Raw genomic sequence first — 18,340 nt, forward strand, 5'->3', positions numbered from 1 at the left:
GTCATCCATTTTTTTGCGGGTTTTCCTTGGCCAGTAAGGCCGGTGTCGCAGGCAAACGTTCCACCACTGCGAGCTTTTCCGGGCGCTGCGCGTCACGCCACGCACGAAAGGCGCTCAACTCACCGTCCAGGGTCTTCATGACCCACGCCAGTACAGCAATGTCATCGAGCATGCCGAACACCGGGATAAAATCCGGGATCGCGTCAATCGGGCTGAGGAAATACATCAACCCCGCCACTACCGAGATCAGCGCCATGGGGCTGATAGCCCGGTACTCACCGCGCCAGTAGGCCAGGCACAGGGCCTGCAACAGTTTGAGATCGTCCTTGAGCTTGCCCAGCCGGCTGCCCTGGTTAGAGCTCTTGGCGGCGACGGCAAACAGCAGGGTTGGCAAACGGCCACGGCCAAGCAAGCGTGCGGCCATGGGCAGGAAACGGGTGAAATTGAAGGGTGGTTTCATTCGTCACTCCAGTTCCAGGCGGTCGAAAATGTTATCCACACAAATTGTGGATAACCTTGTGAACAGAGCCCCTTTTGCAGGCTGAAAGCCACGGTTTACAAGGCCTGCAGTTAGATCGGGCGTTTTTTGCGCACATAAAAAAAACCCAAGATTTCATTGACTTGGCGTTGATGTGCGGCTACCCGTACTCGAGTGTTATATCAGACTGTTACCCGCCACGGACGTTCGGTTGGATTCATGTAGTGAGCGGGCTTGCCCCGCGCTGGGGGGCGAAGCCGCCCTAAATCCAGGCACCTCGGTCGTTCTAAGACACTGAGGCGGTCTTATTGGGGCGGCTTCGCCACCCAGCGCGGGGCAAGCCCGCTCACTACAAGACCCGTCACTGCAGAAACAACAACGCCCCGTCGAGACGGGGCGTTGTGTGTTCAGGCGCCGATTACTTCTTGGCGGCTGGTGCTGCAGGTGCGTCAGGGGCTTCAGCCTTGGCTGGGTCCTTGATGGCCAGCAGTTCCAGGTCGAATACCAGCACGGAGTTGGCTGGAATCGCCGGGCTCGGGCTCTGAGCGCCGTAGGCCAGGTCGGAAGGAATGTACAACTCGACCTTCTCGCCGACGTGCATCAGTTGCAGGCCTTCGACCCAACCTGGGATCACACCGCTGACCGGCAGGTCAATCGGGCTACCGCGATCCACGGAGCTGTCAAAGGTAGTGCCGTTGGTGAGCTTGCCGGTGTAGTGAACAGTCACGACATCAGTCGGCTTAGGCTGTGCGCCGTCGGCTTTCTTGACGATCTTGTACTGCAGGCCGGAAGCGGTGGTGACGACGCCGTCTTTCTTGGCGTTGTCTTCGAGGAATTTCTTGCCGGCGGCTGCCGACTCTTCGCTCATTTTGGTCATGCGTTCTTCAGCACGTTTCTGCAGTGCTGCAAACGCTTCAACCAATTCGTCGTCTTTGAGCTTCTGCTCTTTTTTGCCGACGGCATCTTCGATGCCTTGGGCTACTGCTTTGGAATCCAGGTCATCCATGCCTTCTTGGGCAAGGCTCTTGCCCATGTTCAGGCCGATGCCGTAGGAAGCCTTCTGCGCCGGGGTTTTCAGCTCTACGCTGGTCTGCGAATCACAACCCGCAAGTACCAGGCTAACCAGGGCCACCGCCGCCGCCAACCGATGCTGTTTCATGCTATTTCCTTGTTCATGCGCCAAAAGGGCAATCGAATAAAGTCGCGAGCTTATCAGGCGGCCACGACCAATGGCTACCGGCATCTGAGCAGGAGTTTTCCGATAAGTTCACGTGTTTAAAAGCATTTTCATTCATGATGAGGGCCCGCGACGGATCGCGGGACAGCCCCTGACAGCGCTCATGGCCACTTGCCGCACCTGTGGCGTGGTGGCATAACAGCGCTACAACTCGACAAGGATAGTTATCTTGCGCATTTTTTCCCGTGTTTTATTCCTGATATTCACGCTGCTGGGCATCGCCCTGGCCGTGGTGATCTATTACACCCTCAACCCCAAGCTGCCGGACTACGTGCCCGTGGAGCAGGTGCACTACCAGGACCAATGGAGTGCCGCAGACCGCCAGACCTACTACTTCACGCCCCAGGGCACTCAGGTAAAAGGCCTGCACTACAACTGGTTCACCGCCCTGGAACTGCCGTTTTCCGAGCAACGTTTTGCCACTCCGCAATACCTGGCGCGCTTCGGTTTCCTGGTGGACCCCAAGCAAGTCCCCACGACTCAAAACCCCGGCAACCTGCCTGTGGGTTTCGCCCGGCATAAGAATGCCGGCAGCAATGCCGAGTACCTGGACATCACCTGCGCCGCCTGCCACACCGGCGAGTTGCATTTCAAAGGCCAAGCCCTGCGTGTCGACGGCGGTTCGGCCCAGCATGTGCTGCCATCCAGCGTTCCTACCTTGCGCGGCGGAAGTTTCGGCCAGGCTTTGGTTGCTAGCCTTGCAGCGACTTATTACAACCCGTGGAAGTTCGACCGCTTCGCCCACGCGGTGCTTGGGCACGACTACGACGATCACAACAAGCAGCAACTGCGCGAGGACTTCAAGCGGTCGCTCAACCAGTTCCTCAAAGTCGCCTGGAACGACACCCACCGTGGCCTCTACCCCACCGAAGAAGGCCCCGGCCGCACCGACGCGTTCGGCCGCATCGCCAACGCCAGCTTTGGCGATGCGATTTCGCCGGACAACTATCGCGTCGCCAATGCCCCAGTGGACTACCCACACCTGTGGGACATCTGGACCTTCGACTGGGTGCAATGGAACGGCTCGGCCCAGCAGCCCATGGCCCGCAACATCGGCGAAGCCCTCGGCGTCGGCGCAACCCTGACCTTCTTCGACAACGCCGGCCAGCCGCTGCAGGGCGACGCGCGCTACCCTTCCAGCGTGCGAGTGCGCGACCTCAACCTGATCGAAGAAACCCTGCAACGCCTCAAGCCGCCGACGTGGCCAGAGGACCTGTTCGGTGCCATCGACAAGCCCCTCGCCGCCCAAGGCCGTGCGCTGTTTACTGAGAACTGCGCGGGCTGCCATGTGCCCAGCGTCACGCAGGAAAACGGCCGTCCGGTACAACAGCTGAAAATGCTGCCAGTGGACTACATTGGCACCGACCCCGGCACCGCCAGCAACATCGCCGACCAACGCTACGACCTCAGCGCCCTGCAATGGGACCCGGCGGAATTGGCCAAGCTCAATGTCGACCTCCACCCGACACCGACCGAGCCTCTGGACCTGAAGAAAATGTCGGTGGCCAAGGGCCTCGCCTACGTCACCGCCTTTGTCGAAGAGCACGCCTACCGCGCCGCGGGTGTAACGCCGAGCGAACGCCCAAGCCTGGACGGCTTCGGCCTGCCCATCGGCGTGCGCGAACTGCGCGCCTACAAGGCCCGTCCATTGGCCGGCGTGTGGGCTACCCCGCCGTTCCTGCATAACGGTTCGGTGCCGACGATCTACCAGTTGCTCTCGCCCCAGGACGAGCGCAGCACCACCTTCTATAAAGGCACCTTCGCCTACGACCCGCGCCATTTGGGGTTTGAAACCGGCGCGTTCAAGAATGCCTTCCTGTTCGATACCAAGATCACCGGCAACCACAACAGCGGTCACGAATTCCGTGCTGGCAAGCAGGGCAACGGCGTGATCGGCCGTGGCTTGCTGCCGCAGGAGCGCTGGGCGCTACTGGAATACCTCAAAGTGCTGGGCGGCCCGCTGGAGCAACAACTGCCATGATGATTCGATCCCCCTACGACAGACCTTCCCTGCTCGCCCGCCTGTGGCTGCGCATCGGTGCATTTCTCGGCAAGACCCTGCTGTGGCTGCTGGGCCTCGGCCTGCTCGGCTGGCTAGGCGCCACTGCCTGGTACGCCTGGCAGCACAGCGGCCCGGTGTCGCCCAATGAACAGGTTCCGCCCGGTGAAGCGGCGATGACCCAGGGCATCATCCAGACGGCGGTGCGCATCGTTGATCAGCATCGCGAAGGCACGCGCTACCTGCGCGATGCTCACGCCAAGGCTCATGGTTGTGTGAAGGCTGAAGTCAGCGTGCTCACCGGTCTCGACCCTGCATTGCGCCAGGGCGTATTCGCCGAACCGGGCAAGACCTGGCAGGCAATGATGCGGCTGTCCAACGGCAACGCCTACCCACAGTTCGACAGCATCCGCGATGCCCGAGGCATGGCGATCAAGCTACTGGACGTACCGGGCAAGCAGTTGCTGGCCGATCAGCAAACGCGTACAGAACAGGACTTCGTGATGTTCAGTCATCCGAACTTCTTCGTCAGCGATGTGGCCGAATATGCGCAGAACATCGGCGCTCAGGCAGATGGCAAAAAAGTGCTGGCGTTCTTCCCCAAGGTCGACCCGCGCAGTTGGCAAGTGCGTCACTTGTTTATCGCCCTGGCAACCTTGGCACCCGCCCCGGCCAGTCCGACACAGACCACGTACTTCTCGGTATCGCCCTACAAGTTCGGTGCGGCCAACGCCAAATTCCGTGTCGCCCCAGACCCACAAAGCTGTCCGGAATACGCGCTGCCCAAACAGAACCAAGACCTGCCGAATTTCCTGCGCAGCGCCTTGAATCAACAGCTGTCCACCGACCGCGTAGCTGCGTGTTTCGTGTTGCAGATCCAACGGCAAAAACCGCAGAAGTTCATGCCGATCGAGGACACCAGCATTGAATGGAAGGAAAGCGATGCGCCGTATGAAACGGTGGCCAAGATAAAAATCCCGGCCCAGGACTTCGATACTCCAGAACAAAACCTGGCGTGCGATAACCAGTCGTTCAACCCGTGGTTCGGCGTCGCGGAACACCGCCCCATCGGCGGTATCAACCGCTTGCGCAAGGCGGTATACGAAGCGGTCAGCGATTACCGCCACAGCCGCAACGCGCCGTAAAGAGTGCGTAACAATGGGCCCGGCGCCGTAAGGTTTGCGTCGGGTCTATTGAGCCGTTTTCATACTGCCTCTACCGTGAATTCCTACCCCACAACCCGTAGGAAATCACCGTGGAAAGCTCAACCCTCGGCATGCTCGTACTGACCATCATCGCCGTATTCGGCACTGCGTCTTTTTGCTTCGAGCACTTGGCAACGCGCCAGACACGCAAGAAAAAAACCAAGTAGCCGTCACGCCTTGCTGTCGGGCGTCGGGTCGCTGATCACCAGGTCCTCAGGGATCTCATCGACCCGTGGATCGAGCACCGCCGCCATGGCACCCATCGGATGTTCCGGCATGGCGACGTGATGCAGTGGCGCACCTTCGACCAGGTATTCACCGGTGACGTGCTTGGGTTGCACGCGCCAGATCAACAGCAGCGCGCAGGCCGAAAACAGCATGTAGAACGCGCCGTGGCCGTAACTGTTCATCAACGCGCCACTGAGCATCGGACCCAGGCTGGCACCGATGCCGTGGGTGGCGAGCATCATCGCGCTCAAGGGCACGCGGCGCGGTTGTTCAACATTGTCATTGGCCAGCGCTACCGCCAACGGGTACAGGGTGAACAGCAGCAAACCGCTGAGAAAACCAAACACCAGCAACAGCGCGTATGGCAGTTGCACCAGCCCCCACAACGGAATCACCAGCAGGCCTAATGCGAGCGCACAAAAGCGAATCAGCCGGGAACGGTCAATGCGGTCGGACAACCAGCCAATCGGCCACTGGCCACACAGCCCGGCAAAGATCGACACCGCAACAAAGGTACTGGCCTGGGCGGTACTCAAACCGTTGCGCGTGGCGAACACCGGAGCCAGGGCGTAAAACGCACCGATCATCAGGCCGGTGACAAACACCGTGGTCAACGCCTGGGGCACTCGTCGCCAGAAGAATCCGACTTCCAGTGGCGCCGCCACCAATTTTGCCGGGTGCAAACGCTTGGTCATGGTCACCGGCAACAGGCAGGCGGCGAAGCAGATCGCGACAATGATCAACGGTTTGAAATCCAGCTCCGGGCGCCAGATCAACACGCCCTGCCCCAGCATCAGGCCCAGGGACACCGCCACCATATAGCCGGCGAACACGGCGCCGCGCTGGTTGTTTTCCGCCTGCTCGTTGAGCCAGCTTTCAATGACCATGTACTGGTTCATCATCACCAGCCCCATCACAAAGCGCAGAACCAGCCAGAACTCCAACTGCTCGAACAGCAGATGCAGCAACACGATGATGGTGGCCACACCCGCGCAGGCCACATACGAGCGCACATGCCCCACCCCGGCGATCATGCGGTGGCCGAATTTGGCGCCGCACACCATGCCCCCGTAATACGCGGCTGTCAGCGCGCCGATCCACAGCTCGTTGATGCCCTGGCTGCTCAGGCGCAGGCCAATAAAGCTAAAGAACAGCCCGTTGCCGGTGAGCATCAGAATGGTCGCGCTGTAGAGCGCGGGGAAGGTCAGGAAAGTCAGGTTCATGGTGGCTCAGAGGGGGTTGTTCATGCTGCCGGCATTGGCCAGCAGCCATTGACGAAAACTGCGCGCCGCCGACGGCGGATTGCGATGGTGAGGTTGCATCAGGTGCAGGCGGCCACGGCTGTGCATGGTGTGAGGTAACGCCATCTGCAGACGGCCGGAAGTCAACTCACCTTCCAGTAGGCTTTTCCAGCCGAGGGCAACGCCATGGCCCATGACCGCCGACTGCAGCAGCAGTTGGTAGCTGTTGGTGCGCAACGCATGGCGCGGTGTGTAGTAGTGAGCGTCGGCGTCGGCGAACCAGTCGGTCCAGGTCAGCCAGTCGTGGTAATGGTCCTCCACAATCAGCAGAGTGTGGGCGTGCAGCAGGTGGTGCACATCGTGAATCGGGCCGTGGCGTTCTATATAGCCTGGGCTACATACGGTGATCACCTGCTCGCTGTCGAACACCGGAGACAATTCCAGGCCATGGGGCGCTGGCAATTCGTCGAGGTGATAGAACAGGCCCAAGTCATATTCGCTCACATCCAGATGGTTGGGGCTTTCGCTGCACAGGATGCGTATATCCAGGTCCGGGTGCTCACGCTGGAACTCCGGCAACAGGCCGGCGAGCCAGATCGAGCTGATGGTCGGCGTACTGGCCAGGGTCAATTGACGGTCGGCACCGCGACGCCGCAATTCGGCGGACTCGCGGCCGAGTTCACGCAGCAGGCGCTGGATGGTGCGGAAGTAACGCACGCCCGCAGGCGTGAGGCTCAGCCCCTGGGCCAACCGGTAAAACAACGGGCGGGCCAGGTCTTCTTCCAGGCGCTTGACCTGGCGACTGACCGCGCTCTGGGTCAGATTCAGTTCATGGGCGGCCTGGGTAAAACTCAAATGGCGGGCCGCTGCTTCAAACGTTTGCAGGCAATTAAGCGGGGGAAGATCGACGTTTCGGCGCGACATGAGCAGTTCCAATGGCAAAAGCGGGCCTGGGTTCCCCGGGCCCGCAAAGATCACGATGGCAGGCATCCTGCCAGTTGCTCACTCACAGCGCGACCCTGGCCACGCGCTTGCTCCACTGGCGGCGGTGTTCCAGCTGGCCGTTTTCCCAGGCCGTCTGCTCGGCTTCGACGTAGAACCACTCGGCGTCGGCTTGCACGCTCAAGCGACTTTCCACCTCGACCATCCACTCACCGCGGCCTACACGGTAATGCCACTGGATATCCGCTTGGGTCGACAACGGGTCCCAAGGCAACGTGCGGTATTGCTCGGTACAACACTGGTCCACCGACAGGCCGTGGTCGGCAAAACGCACCGCACCCAAGTCGTCTTCGATTTTCACGCAGACTTCGCCACTGCCCACATCTTCGATCAGCGTGCGTTTCGGCGCAGCGGCGCGCAGCACTTCCAGGTTCGCCGGCGTCGCCGATTGCGGAGCTTCGAACGGACAGTCCACCGCTTCGCCGATGAACACCGGCAGTTGCAAGCGTTGCAGCGCGGGCAGCAAGGTCAGGGTGGTCAGCTCGCGGCTCGGCCACAGCAACGGGAAACTCGCAGTGCTCAACGCCAGGCGTAAACGGTAGCCCGCAGGCAGGCGCATGCCGATGTGGTCCAGGTTTAAATTCACGTCCATCGGCGCCCCCGGGACTACAGGAGTTACCTGGGAAAAGTCTTCACGCAGCGTGAGATTCAGCACGCCATAGCTGATCTGCGTAACGTGACCATCCGGTGCGATCGCATTCAACCGAGCGACCAATTGCCCGCACGTGGTATCGCTGGCCAAGCGTAGCGTGAGACGAGCGTCGCCCAGCAACGCGAGAGGTTCGGTCAGCGGTTGCGAGTCGAAGCACAGCGAATTGGCGTCGTCGCGGCGTTGATCCGTCGGCCCATCGGGGCCAAACCAGATTGCACAGTATTCGCCCTGATGCAGGCCGGTGGTCAGTGGCGAACAGATACTTCGCGGCGTGGCCAAGGATTCTGCGCCCGGATTGAGGCCGCTCTCATCGAGACTGAAGTCAGTCCATTGCACCTGAGGATCAGGCCAACCGGCCGTCTGTACCCAAATCCCCGGACGCTCTGCGTAGCTACCTTTCGGCGGCAGAATATCCTGTAGGTAAAAAGTACAGGCCGCGTCATCCATCACCCCGTTATCGATGCCTTTAAGCCAGTGATCCCACCAGCGCTTGGCTTCTTGCAGGAAGCCGATGGCAGGATTGGGCACGGCGAAATGCGGGTATTTATGAATCCATGGGCCGATCATCGCTTTCTTCGGCCCCGGCAAGTTTTCCATCAGCCGTGAAACTGTGTTGCGGTAGGCGTCACCCCAACCACCCACGGCGTAGACAGCGGCCTTGATCTTGGAATAGTCCTCGCACACCGAGCCATGGCGCCAGTAGTCATCGCGGGTCTGGTGCTGCAGCCAGGTTTCGGCGAGTAGCGGCATGGCGTCCAGGCGTTGGTGCCACAGGTCTTTCCAGCCTTCGCCGACCAATAGCGGGTCGGGCACGGCGGCGCTGAAATTGAGCATGGTCGCGGCCCAACCGAAGTTTTCCATCAGCAAGTTGCCGCCCTTGTAATGGATGTCGTCGGCGAAGCGGTCGTCGGTGGAACACAGCGTAATAATCGCCTTGAGTGCCTCCGGCTGGCGGGCCGCAACCTGCAGGCCGTTGAAGCCGCCCCAAGAGATGCCCATCATGCCGACATTGCCGTCGCACCAAGGCTGTTGGCACAACCAGTCGATCACTTCGAGCGCGTCTTCCTGTTCCTGCAACAGGTATTCGTCGGCCATCAGCCCTTGGGATTCGCCATTACCGCGCATGTCCACACGCACACACACATAGCCCTGCCCCGCCATCCACGGGTGGGTCAATGCATCGCGTACGGCAGTGCCGTCGCGCTTACGGTAAGGCAGGTATTCCAGGATTGCCGGAAACATTTGCAAACCTGCGGCTTCCGGCAGCCAGATGCGCGCGGCCAGTTGGGTACCGTCCTTGAGGGGAATCAGGCAGTGCTCGATTTCTCGGACCTTATAGGCAAACTCGGTAACGACTTCCATCGGTAGCTCCAAACATTTATTGCGAACAAACGACTCCCCCGCGCCCGGTGGGGAGCGCGTGAGAAGACACACAGGTTTCAGGTTCTAGCGGGCGAGTTCCGCGACCGGGATGGCGCCACGCAGGTCGGGTTCAGTCGCTGGCTGTAGGCTTTTCACATCCAGCAGCGTCGGATTTTTCAGCCAGAAAATCAGCGAGGTGCTGGCCAGCAATACCAGGATCATCCCCGGCAAGCCGCCGAGATTGGAAAGCATCTTCACCCCGTCGATACCGATGAACGAGACCATCACCCATGACACCGTGCCAATGATCACGCCCCAGACAATCTTCAGCGCCGGGTTGCCGTCCAGGTCGGAATCGGCGGTCACGCCTTTGCTGCACAGGTTGGCGATCACGTCCGTGCTGGAGTCCGCCGCCGTGACAAACGAGATGAAAGCCACGAACAACAGGAACGCGATCATCAGGCCAGTGGCCGGCAGCTGCTGGAACATCTGGTACAGCACGTGCTCCACGCCCTGCTCATTCAACACGCGGTTGAGGCTGCCATCGCCCAGCGCATCGAAGTACAGGCTGGTGCCGGAGAAAATGCAGATCCACACCGCCGTGAACAGCGCTGGGTAGAGCATGTTGATGTGAATGAATTCGCGCACGGTGTAGCCACGGCCAATCTTGCCGAGAAACAGCGCACTGACCGGTGCCCAGGCAAACCACACCGACCAGTAGAACACCGTCCAGCTATGGGGCCAGGTATCGCCACTGGCAGCGCCAGTAGACAGGCTGCGACTGAAGAAGGTGTCGAGATAAACCCCGAGGGATTCAACGCCAAGGCTGAACATGTACAGCGTCGGCCCACACAACAGCACGAACAATCCCAGGGCCAGCATGATCCAGGTGTTGAACGACGACAGCATCACAATGCCGCGCTGTAAGCCGCTGGCAGCCGAGGCAACAAAGGTAATGACGATGATCGCGATGATGATCGCCAATCGGAACGGTGTGGTCTCGCCGCCGATGTATTGGCTAAGACCACCGGAAAGGGTCAGCGCGCCAGTGCCCAGGGACGAGGCCATGCCGGCCACCAGGGCGAACATCGCCAGTGTGTCGATCAGCCCGGCATAACGCTTGACCCGTGCTTCGCCGAGCAGCGGCTCCAGCATGGCACCAATCGAGAAGTTGCTGCGACGGTTATAGAACACCAGCGCAAAGACCAGGGACGGGACCAGGTAGATCGCGTAGGGGGTGATGGTCCAGTGCAGGAACATGGTCGACATCGCAAAACTTTTAGCGGCCGAGCTGCCCGCTTCGATGGGCAGGCTGGAGGGTGGGCCATACAGGTGATAGAGCGGTTCGGCGGTGGTCCAGAACAACACACCGACGGCCAGCGTGGTGCACAGCGCCACCATGAACCAGCGCCATTTGCTCAGTAACGGCTGGGCGTCTTCGCCGCCAATACGCACCTTGCCCAGCGCGGAGAAATAGACGATCGCGGTCAGCACCACCATGGCAAACGAGCCGGCGCTGAACAGCCACGAGAAATTTTTGAGGATCACGCTGTTGAGCTGTTTGCTGACCGTCAGGAATGCATTCAGGTCGACGTAGCTGGCGATCACCGCTGCCAGCAGAATCAGGAAAGTTGGCCAGAACACCAACGGACGCAATGGATATTTCATGTAGAGCCGTTCCCCTTGCAGACTATTTTTTTATCGGCCCTAAAGGCCATTGTTAGAAAGCGGGCACCGCAGCGTCCTGCTGCCGGTCGCTCGCCTGGAAGTCTTCGCGTGGCTATAGATAACCGTTTAAGCGGCAAGGGGCGCAATCGACCAATGAGCATGGGGGTATTCCGCCACGTCATGACGCACCAGCACAGTTCAGGGCGAACATGCAGTGCACGACGGCAACGCGTAAAGAGGATAAATCGCAGACGAAAAAAAGCCCGCTCAATGAGCGGGCTTCTTGTGGTGACCTGGCGTTCAGTGTTCCAGGTTACCGAATATGGCGCAGCGGACGGGACTCGAACCCGCGACCCCCGGCGTGACAGGCCGGTATTCTAACCGACTGAACTACCGCTGCGCGTAACACTTGAAGCGAATGGTGGGTGATGACGGGATCGAACCGCCGACCCTCTGCTTGTAAGGCAGATGCTCTCCCAGCTGAGCTAATCACCCTTCGTTTCGGTGTGGGCGGCATCATACACCAAAAATCTGCAATGTCTTGATTTAAATGCAATTTATTTAAAATAATTTCTCTTAAGCCGCGCAAACCCCGTAAACACGGGCTTCTACCCCCGCAAACGCGAGTCTATTGCGTTTACCTGACACTTGGCCTCACAATTAAAAACCATTCTCAATAACGCCTGAGCCACGCCTATGTCAGTGGGTGAACCTCCATTCCAACGGGAAATAGCCCTGCTCTACAGCGAGCATCACGGCTGGCTGCTCACTTGGCTGCGGCGCAAACTGGGCTGCCGACAAAACGCAGCCGATCTGGCGCAGGACACGTTCGCGCGCATCCTCAATGCACGTGAGTCGGTGGCCACCATTCGTGAGCCCCGGGCGTACCTGAGCACCACCGCCCGGCGCTTGCTTATCGACCAGGCTCGGCGCAAGCAGATCGAACAGGCTTACCTGCACGAGTTGGCGCTGACGGTCGATGCACTTGAAGGGTTCCAATCCCCGGAACAGATCCACACCACCCTGGAAGCGCTGGAGCAGATCGCCTTTATCCTGGAGGGCATGCACGCGTATTCGCGCCAGGCGTTCGTGCTGTATTACCTCGAAGACATGACGCAGCAGCAAATCGCTCGACAGCTCAAGCTGTCGGAGCGCACCGTGCGCAAGTATCTGATCCAGGCACTTATGCATTGCGGCCACAGTGTGGATACGTGATTACCCATGTCCGACGCCCGCCAACATATCGAAGAACAAGCCGCCGAATGGATGCTGCGCCTGCACGAAGGTGAACTGAGCGAAGCCCAGCGCCTGGCGTTCGAATGCTGGAAGCAACAGGGCCCCCACTACGCCGCTGCTGCTGCCCGCATGGAAGAAGTGATTGCACGGATGCAGGCCCTGCGCGGTAAAAAGTCGCCGGCGCGGGCCGCACTGAATGCAGCGTTTGCCCATCAGAAATCCCATCGCCACAAGAACGCGATACGCGCGCTACTGCTGGCGTGCAGCCTGGCGATTCCGGCAACGGCGCTATTGGTCAGCCCCTATCCGCAGCAATGGATGGCCGATGTACGCAACGGTCCTGGCCAGTGGCAAACCCTACGCCTGGCCGACGGATCGACGCTGACCTTGAATGGCATCAGTGCGGCCAACCTGCAGTTCGATGGGCAACAGCGGCGCATCACACTGCTGCAAGGGGAGATCCTGGTGGAAGTCGCCCATGACAGCACGCGGCCGTTTATCGTGCAGACACCGCAAGGCACTTTGCGGGCATTGGGCACACGATTTGTGGTCAAGCGCGAGGGTGAGACCACCGTACTGACCATGCTCCAGTCGCGGGTGGCAGCGCAAAGCGCGAACTCCGGGCAAGTGCTGGAAGTCGATGCCGGCTCCCAAGCCCTGCTCCGCGACCAGGATGTGCGCCTGGCTGGCCGCGTCGACCCGGCCAGCATCAACGAAGCCTGGCGCCGCCATCAGCTGGTGGTAGAAAACCGGCCGCTGTCCGAGGTGCTGGATGAAATCTCGCGGCACCGCTCCGGCATGCTGCATTTCGACCGCGCCGCGCTGCAAAACCTTCGGGTATCGGCCGTAATCCCGCTGGATGACAGCGATCATGCCCTGCAATTACTGGCGCGAACACTGCCTATCAACGTGCGCACGTTCACGCCTTGGCTGATCGTTGTAGACCCCGCCTCGGCACCCAATGAATAATTATTCGCATTTGCTTCCGGTTTTTTCGGAGCTGCCCGTCAAGGAAGGTAATTCGACACATAAAGGACCGCCTTCACCATGCACTCCCCTTCCTTGCCACGCGGGCGCTTTCGACTGCTGAAAAGCGCGCCGCTGTCCCTGGCCATCCTGACCGCCACCTCGCTGCCTGCCCAACTCGCGCAGGCAGATACCGCCAGTGTTGCCGCCCACACCTACGACATTCCCGCCGGGCCGCTGGGCAGTTCGCTCAATCGGTTTGCCCAGCAAGCAGGCGTGGCAATCGTGTTTGAATCCCGCGAGCTGGAAGGTCTCAAAGGCCCAGGCCTGAAAGGCAATTACGCCATCCAGGACGGATTCGACAGATTGCTGCAAGGCAGCGGCTATCGCGCGGTCAAGGGCGACCAGGTGTACGCGTTGCAACCTGTTCCCGTCGCCAGCGGTGACACCCTGGAACTGAGCCCGACCCAAGTCAGCGCCAATCAATTGGGCAACGTCACCGAAGGCACCGGTTCCTACACGCCCGGCACCATCGCAACGTCGACACGCCTGGTGCTGACACCCAAAGAGACACCGCAATCCGTGTCGGTCGTGACTCGCCAGCACATGGACGACTTCGGCCTGAACAACGTCGACGACGTGATGCGTCATACGCCGGGCATCACCGTTTCGGCCTTCGACACCGAGCGCAGCAACTATTACGCGCGCGGCTTCTCGATCAATAACTTCCAGTACGACGGCATCCCGTCCACGGCGCGCAACGTTGCCTATTCAGCCGGCAACACCCTGAGCGACATGGCGATCTACGACCGCGTCGAAGTGCTCAAGGGCGCGACCGGCCTGCTCACGGGGGCAGGCTCCCTCGGCGCGACCATCAACCTGGTGCGCAAGAAACCCACGGCGGATTTCCAGGGGCATGCCACGCTTGGCGCGGGCTCCTGGGATAACTACCGCAGCGAACTGGACGTCAGCGGGCCAATGACCGACAGCGGCAACGTGCGCGGCCGGGCGGTCGCGGCGTACCAGGACAAGCATTCGTTCATGGACCACTATTCGCGCAAGAGCCCGGTGTACTACGGCATCATGGAGTTCGACCTGTCGCCCGATACGTTGTTGACCGTCGGCGGCGACTACCAGGACACCCTGCCAAAAGGCTCGTCCTGGTCGGGCAGCTTCCCGCTGATCAACTCTCAGGGCAATCGCAACAGCGTGAAGCGCTCGTTCAACGACGCTGCCGAATGGAGCAGTTGGGAGCAATACACCCGCACCGTCTTCGCCATGCTCGAACATGACATGGGCAATGGCTGGGTAAGCAAGTTGCAATTGGACCACAAGATCAACGGCTACCACGCCTTGATGGGCTCGATCCAAGGCGACCAACCGCAGCCGGATGGCACCGCGCAACTGACCTCGGGCAAGTACACCGGGGAAACCGTCAGCGACTCTGCCGACCTGTATGTGAGCGGCCCCTACACCCTTGGCGGGCGTGAACATGAGTTGGTGCTGGGCGGCTCGATCAGCGCGTCGGAATGGAAAGGCAAAGGCTATTGGAACCTGGAACCCAACCTGGTCGACTTCAATAATTGGCACGGCCACGGCGCGATGCCGGATTGGGGCAAGGCGCAATCGCTGATTGACGACACCGTACGCCAGACCGGCGCCTATGTGACCACTCGCCTGAATCTGGCCGATGACCTGAAAGTGTTACTGGGCGGACGCGTGGTCAACTACCAGGTCACCGGCTACAACCCCAATTATCGAGAGTCCGGGCGCTTTGTACCGTACGTCGGTGCGGTGTATGACCTGAACGACACCTACTCGGTCTACGCCAGCTACACCGACATCTTCATGCCCCAGGAAAACTACAACCGCGACCGCGACAACAAACTGCTTGAACCGGACGAAGGCCAGAACTGGGAAGTGGGCCTCAAGGCTGACTTCCTCGACGGCCGGGTAAACGCCAGCGCGGCGTACTTTGAGATCCATGAGTCCAACCGCGCACTGTCCGATGACGAGTACAACAACCTCAAGCCCACACCGAACAATTACGCTTATAAAAGCAGCAAGGCGGTGACCAAGGGTTATGAAGTGGAGATGTCCGGTGAGATCGCCCCGGGCTGGCAACTGCAGGCCGGCTACACCCACAAGATTGTGCGCGACGACCAGGGCGTGAAGATCTCCACGTTTGAGCCCGAAGACCAGGTCAAGCTGTACACCACTTATAAACTCAAGGGCGACCTGGACAAGTTGACCGTCGGCGGCGGCGTACGCTGGCAGAGCGTGGGCTGGCAGGACATCTATAACTCTCCGCGCGGTGGCTATGAAGAGTTTTCCCAGGATGCCTACTGGCTGGTGGACCTGATGAGCAAATATCAGATCAGCAAAAACCTGTCGGCAACGTTGAACGTCAACAACCTCTTCGACAAGTCCTACTACACCAACATCGGCTTCTATAACTCGGCAGCCTACGGCGAGCCACGCAACTTCATGGTGACCACGCGCTGGGATTTCTGATCGCCCATTAAAAAGCCGCCGATCATAGGAAATGATCGGCGGCTTTTTTGGACCTTTATAAAGCCCAGACAGCAAAAAGCCCGCTCAATGAGCGGGCTTCCTGTGGTGACCTGGCGTTCAGTGTTCCAGGTTACCGAATATGGCGCAGCGGACGGGACTCGAACCCGCGACCCCCGGCGTGACAGGCCGGTATTCTAACCGACTGAACTACCGCTGCGCGTAACACTTGAAGCGAATGGTGGGTGATGACGGGATCGAACCGCCGACCCTCTGCTTGTAAGGCAGATGCTCTCCCAGCTGAGCTAATCACCCTTCGTCTCGGTGTGGCGCGCATTCTACGGAGCGACTCAAGGTCTGGCAAGCACTTTCTTAAATCTTTTTTTTGAGGCCTTCCAATGGCTTAGGCAGGGTTGGCCTCAGGCGTTATCAAGACAATAATGCCCCCCTTTGTATAAAGGAGAGACTCACCCCATGTGGTTCAAGAACCTGCTTATCTATCGCCTGACCCAAGATCTGCCTGTTGATGCCGAGGCGTTGGAAGCGGCCATGGCCACCAAACTGGCGCGCCCTTGTGCTAGCCAGGAGTTGACCACTTACGGTTTCGTCGCACCTTTTGGTAAAGGTGAAGACGCTCCCCTGGTTCACGTCAGCGGTGACTTCCTGCTGATCGCCGCGCGCAAGGAAGAACGCATCCTGCCAGGTAGCGTGGTGCGCGATGCCCTTAAAGAGAAAGTCGAAGAGATCGAGGCCGAGCAGATGCGCAAGGTCTATAAGAAGGAACGCGACCAGATCAAGGATGAAATCATCCAGGCCTTCCTGCCGCGCGCCTTTATTCGTCGCTCGTCGACCTTCGCTGCCATCGCGCCGAAACAGGGCCTGATCCTGGTGAACTCGGCCAGCCCGAAACGCGCCGAAGACCTGCTGTCCACGCTGCGTGAAGTGATCGGCACCCTGCCGGTTCGCCCGCTCACAGTAAAAACAGCTCCGACTGCAATCATGACCGACTGGGTCACCACCCAGAAGCCGGCCGATGACTTCTTCGTCCTCGACGAATGCGAACTGCGCGACACCCACGAAGACGGCGGCATCGTGCGTTGCAAGCGCCAGGACCTGACCGGCGAAGAGATCCAACTGCACCTGACCACCGGTAAAGTCGTGACTCAACTGTCCCTGGCCTGGCAGGACAAGTTGTCCTTCATGCTCGACGACAAGATGACCGTCAAGCGCCTGAAGTTCGAAGACCTGTTGCAAGACCAGGCAGAACAGGACGGCGGCGACGAAGCCCTAGGCCAACTGGATGCGAGCTTTACCCTGATGATGCTGACGTTTGGCGACTTTATCCCGGCGCTGGTTGAAGCCCTCGGTGGTGAAGAGACCCCGCAGGGCATCTAAGCCTTGTGAAAATCAAAATGTGGGAGCGGGCTTGCTCGCGAATGCAGTGGATCAGTCACCTAATTTTTCGACTAATAAACCGCTTTCGCGAGCAAGCCCGCTCCCACATTTGATCGCATTTACAATTCAAAAAATCTAACAACAAAGGCCATTTACCATGCGCGCACTCGCCGCACTCAGCCGCTTCGTCGGAAATACCTTCGCCTACTGGGTGCTGATTTTTGCGGTGCTCGCGTTCCTTGAACCGGGTTGGTTCATCGGCCTGAAAACCGCCATCGTGCCGCTATTGGGCCTGGTGATGTTCGGCATGGGGCTGACCCTCAAGATTGATGACTTCGCCGAAGTTGCCCGCCATCCGTGGCGCGTGGCCTTGGGCGTGGTCGCACACTTCGTGATCATGCCGGGCGTGGCGTGGTTGCTGTGCCAGGCGTTCCACCTGCCGCCGGAAATTGCCGTCGGCGTGATCCTGGTCGGTTGCTGCCCAAGCGGTACTTCGTCCAATGTCATGACCTGGCTGGCCCGTGGCGACCTGGCGTTGTCGGTGGCCATCGCCGCCGTCACCACCCTCCTCGCCCCGCTGCTCACTCCGGCGTTGATCTGGCTGCTGGCCTCCGCCTGGTTGCCGGTGTCGTTCATGGAGTTGTTCTGGTCGATCCTGCAAGTGGTGCTGTTGCCGATCATCCTGGGCGTTGTTGCGCAACGCGTGCTCGGTGAACGAGTGCGCCATGCGGTAGACGTATTGCCACTGGTGTCGGTGGTGAGCATCGTGATCATCGTTGCGGCGGTGGTTGCCGCCAGCCAGGCGAAGATCGCCGAGTCGGGCCTGTTGATCATGGCCGTGGTGATGCTGCACAACAGCTTCGGCTACTTGCTGGGCTACTTCACCGGCCGCGTGTTCAAGTTGCCGTTGGCGCAACGCAAGTCGCTGGCACTGGAAGTGGGCATGCAGAACTCCGGGTTGGGTGCCGCCTTGGCCAGCGCGCACTTCTCGCCATTGGCGGCGGTGCCGAGTGCGCTGTTCAGCGTCTGGCACAATATTTCCGGGGCGCTGCTGTCGACTTACTTCCGCCGCATGAGCGAAAAGGAAGACCGCCGCGCACTGGAAAACACCCCGCAAACTTGATCGCCCGATCAATATTCGGCACTCTACCGAGCTTCGC

The 18,340-nt window shown here is 59.9% G+C and carries 13 protein-coding genes and 4 tRNA genes; 7 read left to right on the top strand and 10 right to left on the bottom strand.

What is annotated here, in order from left to right; translation table 11 throughout:
• Position 1: 1 nt before the first annotated feature.
• Both CFE47_RS21975 and bamJ read right to left on the bottom strand, forming a co-directional pair.
• Positions 2-460, bottom strand: coding sequence for a YkvA family protein (locus CFE47_RS21975; protein WP_286840438.1), 459 nt, complete (start codon positions 458-460; stop codon positions 2-4).
• Positions 461-896: 436 nt separating this feature from the next.
• Positions 897-1,637, bottom strand: coding sequence for a BamJ family beta-barrel-assembly machinery protein (bamJ, locus tag CFE47_RS21980; RefSeq protein ID WP_017136377.1), 741 nt, complete (start codon positions 1,635-1,637; stop codon positions 897-899).
• A gap of 247 nt (positions 1,638-1,884) precedes the next feature.
• On the opposite strand from bamJ, the gene CFE47_RS21985 reads away from it, so the two are divergent.
• A complete protein-coding gene (locus CFE47_RS21985) occupies positions 1,885-3,696 on the top strand; it encodes a di-heme-cytochrome C peroxidase (protein ID WP_286840441.1) in 1,812 nt (603 codons plus the stop codon).
• A complete protein-coding gene (locus CFE47_RS21990; RefSeq protein WP_286840443.1) occupies positions 3,693-4,859 on the top strand; it encodes a catalase family protein in 1,167 nt (388 codons plus the stop codon). The genes CFE47_RS21985 and CFE47_RS21990 overlap by 4 nt, the downstream gene beginning before the upstream one ends.
• 230 nt (positions 4,860-5,089) lie before the next feature.
• On the opposite strand, the gene CFE47_RS21995 is transcribed toward CFE47_RS21990, so the two are convergent.
• The 6 genes from CFE47_RS21995 to CFE47_RS22020 form a co-directional block, all read right to left on the bottom strand.
• Entirely contained in the window at positions 5,090-6,370 is a 1,281-nt protein-coding gene (locus CFE47_RS21995; protein ID WP_286840445.1) for an MFS transporter, read from the bottom strand.
• 6 nt (positions 6,371-6,376) lie between these two features.
• Entirely contained in the window at positions 6,377-7,312 is a 936-nt protein-coding gene (locus tag CFE47_RS22000; protein ID WP_286840447.1) for a LysR substrate-binding domain-containing protein, read from the bottom strand.
• A gap of 82 nt (positions 7,313-7,394) precedes the next feature.
• Positions 7,395-9,404, bottom strand: coding sequence for a CocE/NonD family hydrolase (locus tag CFE47_RS22005; protein ID WP_286840449.1), 2,010 nt, complete (start codon positions 9,402-9,404; stop codon positions 7,395-7,397).
• An 84-nt stretch (positions 9,405-9,488) separates the two neighbouring features.
• A complete protein-coding gene (locus CFE47_RS22010; protein WP_286840451.1) occupies positions 9,489-11,072 on the bottom strand; it encodes a BCCT family transporter in 1,584 nt (527 codons plus the stop codon).
• A 323-nt stretch (positions 11,073-11,395) separates the two neighbouring features.
• Positions 11,396-11,472, bottom strand: a tRNA-Asp gene (locus tag CFE47_RS22015).
• Positions 11,473-11,491: 19 nt separating this feature from the next.
• A tRNA-Val gene (locus tag CFE47_RS22020) sits at positions 11,492-11,567 on the bottom strand.
• 201 nt (positions 11,568-11,768) lie between these two features.
• Between CFE47_RS22020 and CFE47_RS22025 the strand changes: the two genes are divergently transcribed.
• The 3 genes from CFE47_RS22025 to CFE47_RS22035 all read left to right on the top strand — a co-directional run bounded on the left by CFE47_RS22025 (position 11,769) and on the right by CFE47_RS22035 (position 15,788).
• Positions 11,769-12,287: a sigma-70 family RNA polymerase sigma factor gene (locus tag CFE47_RS22025; protein ID WP_185710600.1), complete on the top strand. Its 519-nt coding sequence runs from the start codon at positions 11,769-11,771 to the stop codon at positions 12,285-12,287.
• A 6-nt stretch (positions 12,288-12,293) separates the two neighbouring features.
• Positions 12,294-13,277 carry a FecR family protein gene (locus CFE47_RS22030; protein WP_286840454.1) on the top strand — a complete coding sequence of 328 codons (984 nt, stop codon included), beginning with the start codon at positions 12,294-12,296 and terminating at the stop codon, positions 13,275-13,277.
• Between the two features lie 78 nt (positions 13,278-13,355).
• Positions 13,356-15,788, top strand: a complete 2,433-nt coding sequence (locus tag CFE47_RS22035) for a TonB-dependent siderophore receptor (protein ID WP_286840456.1) — start codon at positions 13,356-13,358, stop codon at positions 15,786-15,788.
• Between the two features lie 140 nt (positions 15,789-15,928).
• On the opposite strand, the gene CFE47_RS22040 is transcribed toward CFE47_RS22035, so the two are convergent.
• Both CFE47_RS22040 and CFE47_RS22045 read right to left on the bottom strand, forming a co-directional pair.
• Positions 15,929-16,005, bottom strand: a tRNA-Asp gene (locus CFE47_RS22040).
• A gap of 19 nt (positions 16,006-16,024) precedes the next feature.
• Positions 16,025-16,100, bottom strand: a tRNA-Val gene (locus CFE47_RS22045).
• Positions 16,101-16,259: 159 nt separating this feature from the next.
• Here CFE47_RS22045 and rdgC point away from each other — a divergent pair.
• Both rdgC and CFE47_RS22055 read left to right on the top strand, forming a co-directional pair.
• A complete protein-coding gene (gene rdgC, locus CFE47_RS22050; RefSeq protein WP_010211632.1) occupies positions 16,260-17,180 on the top strand; it encodes a recombination-associated protein RdgC in 921 nt (306 codons plus the stop codon).
• 157 nt (positions 17,181-17,337) lie between these two features.
• On the top strand, positions 17,338-18,303 hold the full coding sequence (locus tag CFE47_RS22055; RefSeq protein ID WP_286840459.1) for a bile acid:sodium symporter family protein: 966 nt from the start codon (positions 17,338-17,340) through the stop codon (positions 18,301-18,303).
• The last annotated feature ends 37 nt before the right edge of the window (positions 18,304-18,340 follow it).

The organism is Pseudomonas sp. PGPPP1, assembly GCF_002255865.1.
Classification (GTDB): domain Bacteria; phylum Pseudomonadota; class Gammaproteobacteria; order Pseudomonadales; family Pseudomonadaceae; genus Aquipseudomonas; species Aquipseudomonas cremoris.

Coding starts and splice junctions, on each gene's coding strand:
- CFE47_RS22025 (WP_185710600.1), top strand. CDS start 11,769: ATGTCAGTGGGTGAACCTCCATTCCAACGGGAAATAGCCCTGCTCTAC.
- CFE47_RS22000 (WP_286840447.1), bottom strand. CDS start 7,312: ATGTCGCGCCGAAACGTCGATCTTCCCCCGCTTAATTGCCTGCAAACG.
- CFE47_RS22005 (WP_286840449.1), bottom strand. CDS start 9,404: ATGGAAGTCGTTACCGAGTTTGCCTATAAGGTCCGAGAAATCGAGCAC.
- CFE47_RS21995 (WP_286840445.1), bottom strand. CDS start 6,370: ATGAACCTGACTTTCCTGACCTTCCCCGCGCTCTACAGCGCGACCATT.
- CFE47_RS22010 (WP_286840451.1), bottom strand. CDS start 11,072: ATGAAATATCCATTGCGTCCGTTGGTGTTCTGGCCAACTTTCCTGATT.
- CFE47_RS22035 (WP_286840456.1), top strand. CDS start 13,356: ATGCACTCCCCTTCCTTGCCACGCGGGCGCTTTCGACTGCTGAAAAGC.
- rdgC (WP_010211632.1), top strand. CDS start 16,260: ATGTGGTTCAAGAACCTGCTTATCTATCGCCTGACCCAAGATCTGCCT.
- CFE47_RS21975 (WP_286840438.1), bottom strand. CDS start 460: ATGAAACCACCCTTCAATTTCACCCGTTTCCTGCCCATGGCCGCACGC.
- CFE47_RS22030 (WP_286840454.1), top strand. CDS start 12,294: ATGTCCGACGCCCGCCAACATATCGAAGAACAAGCCGCCGAATGGATG.
- CFE47_RS21990 (WP_286840443.1), top strand. CDS start 3,693: ATGATGATTCGATCCCCCTACGACAGACCTTCCCTGCTCGCCCGCCTG.
- CFE47_RS22055 (WP_286840459.1), top strand. CDS start 17,338: ATGCGCGCACTCGCCGCACTCAGCCGCTTCGTCGGAAATACCTTCGCC.
- bamJ (WP_017136377.1), bottom strand. CDS start 1,637: ATGAAACAGCATCGGTTGGCGGCGGCGGTGGCCCTGGTTAGCCTGGTA.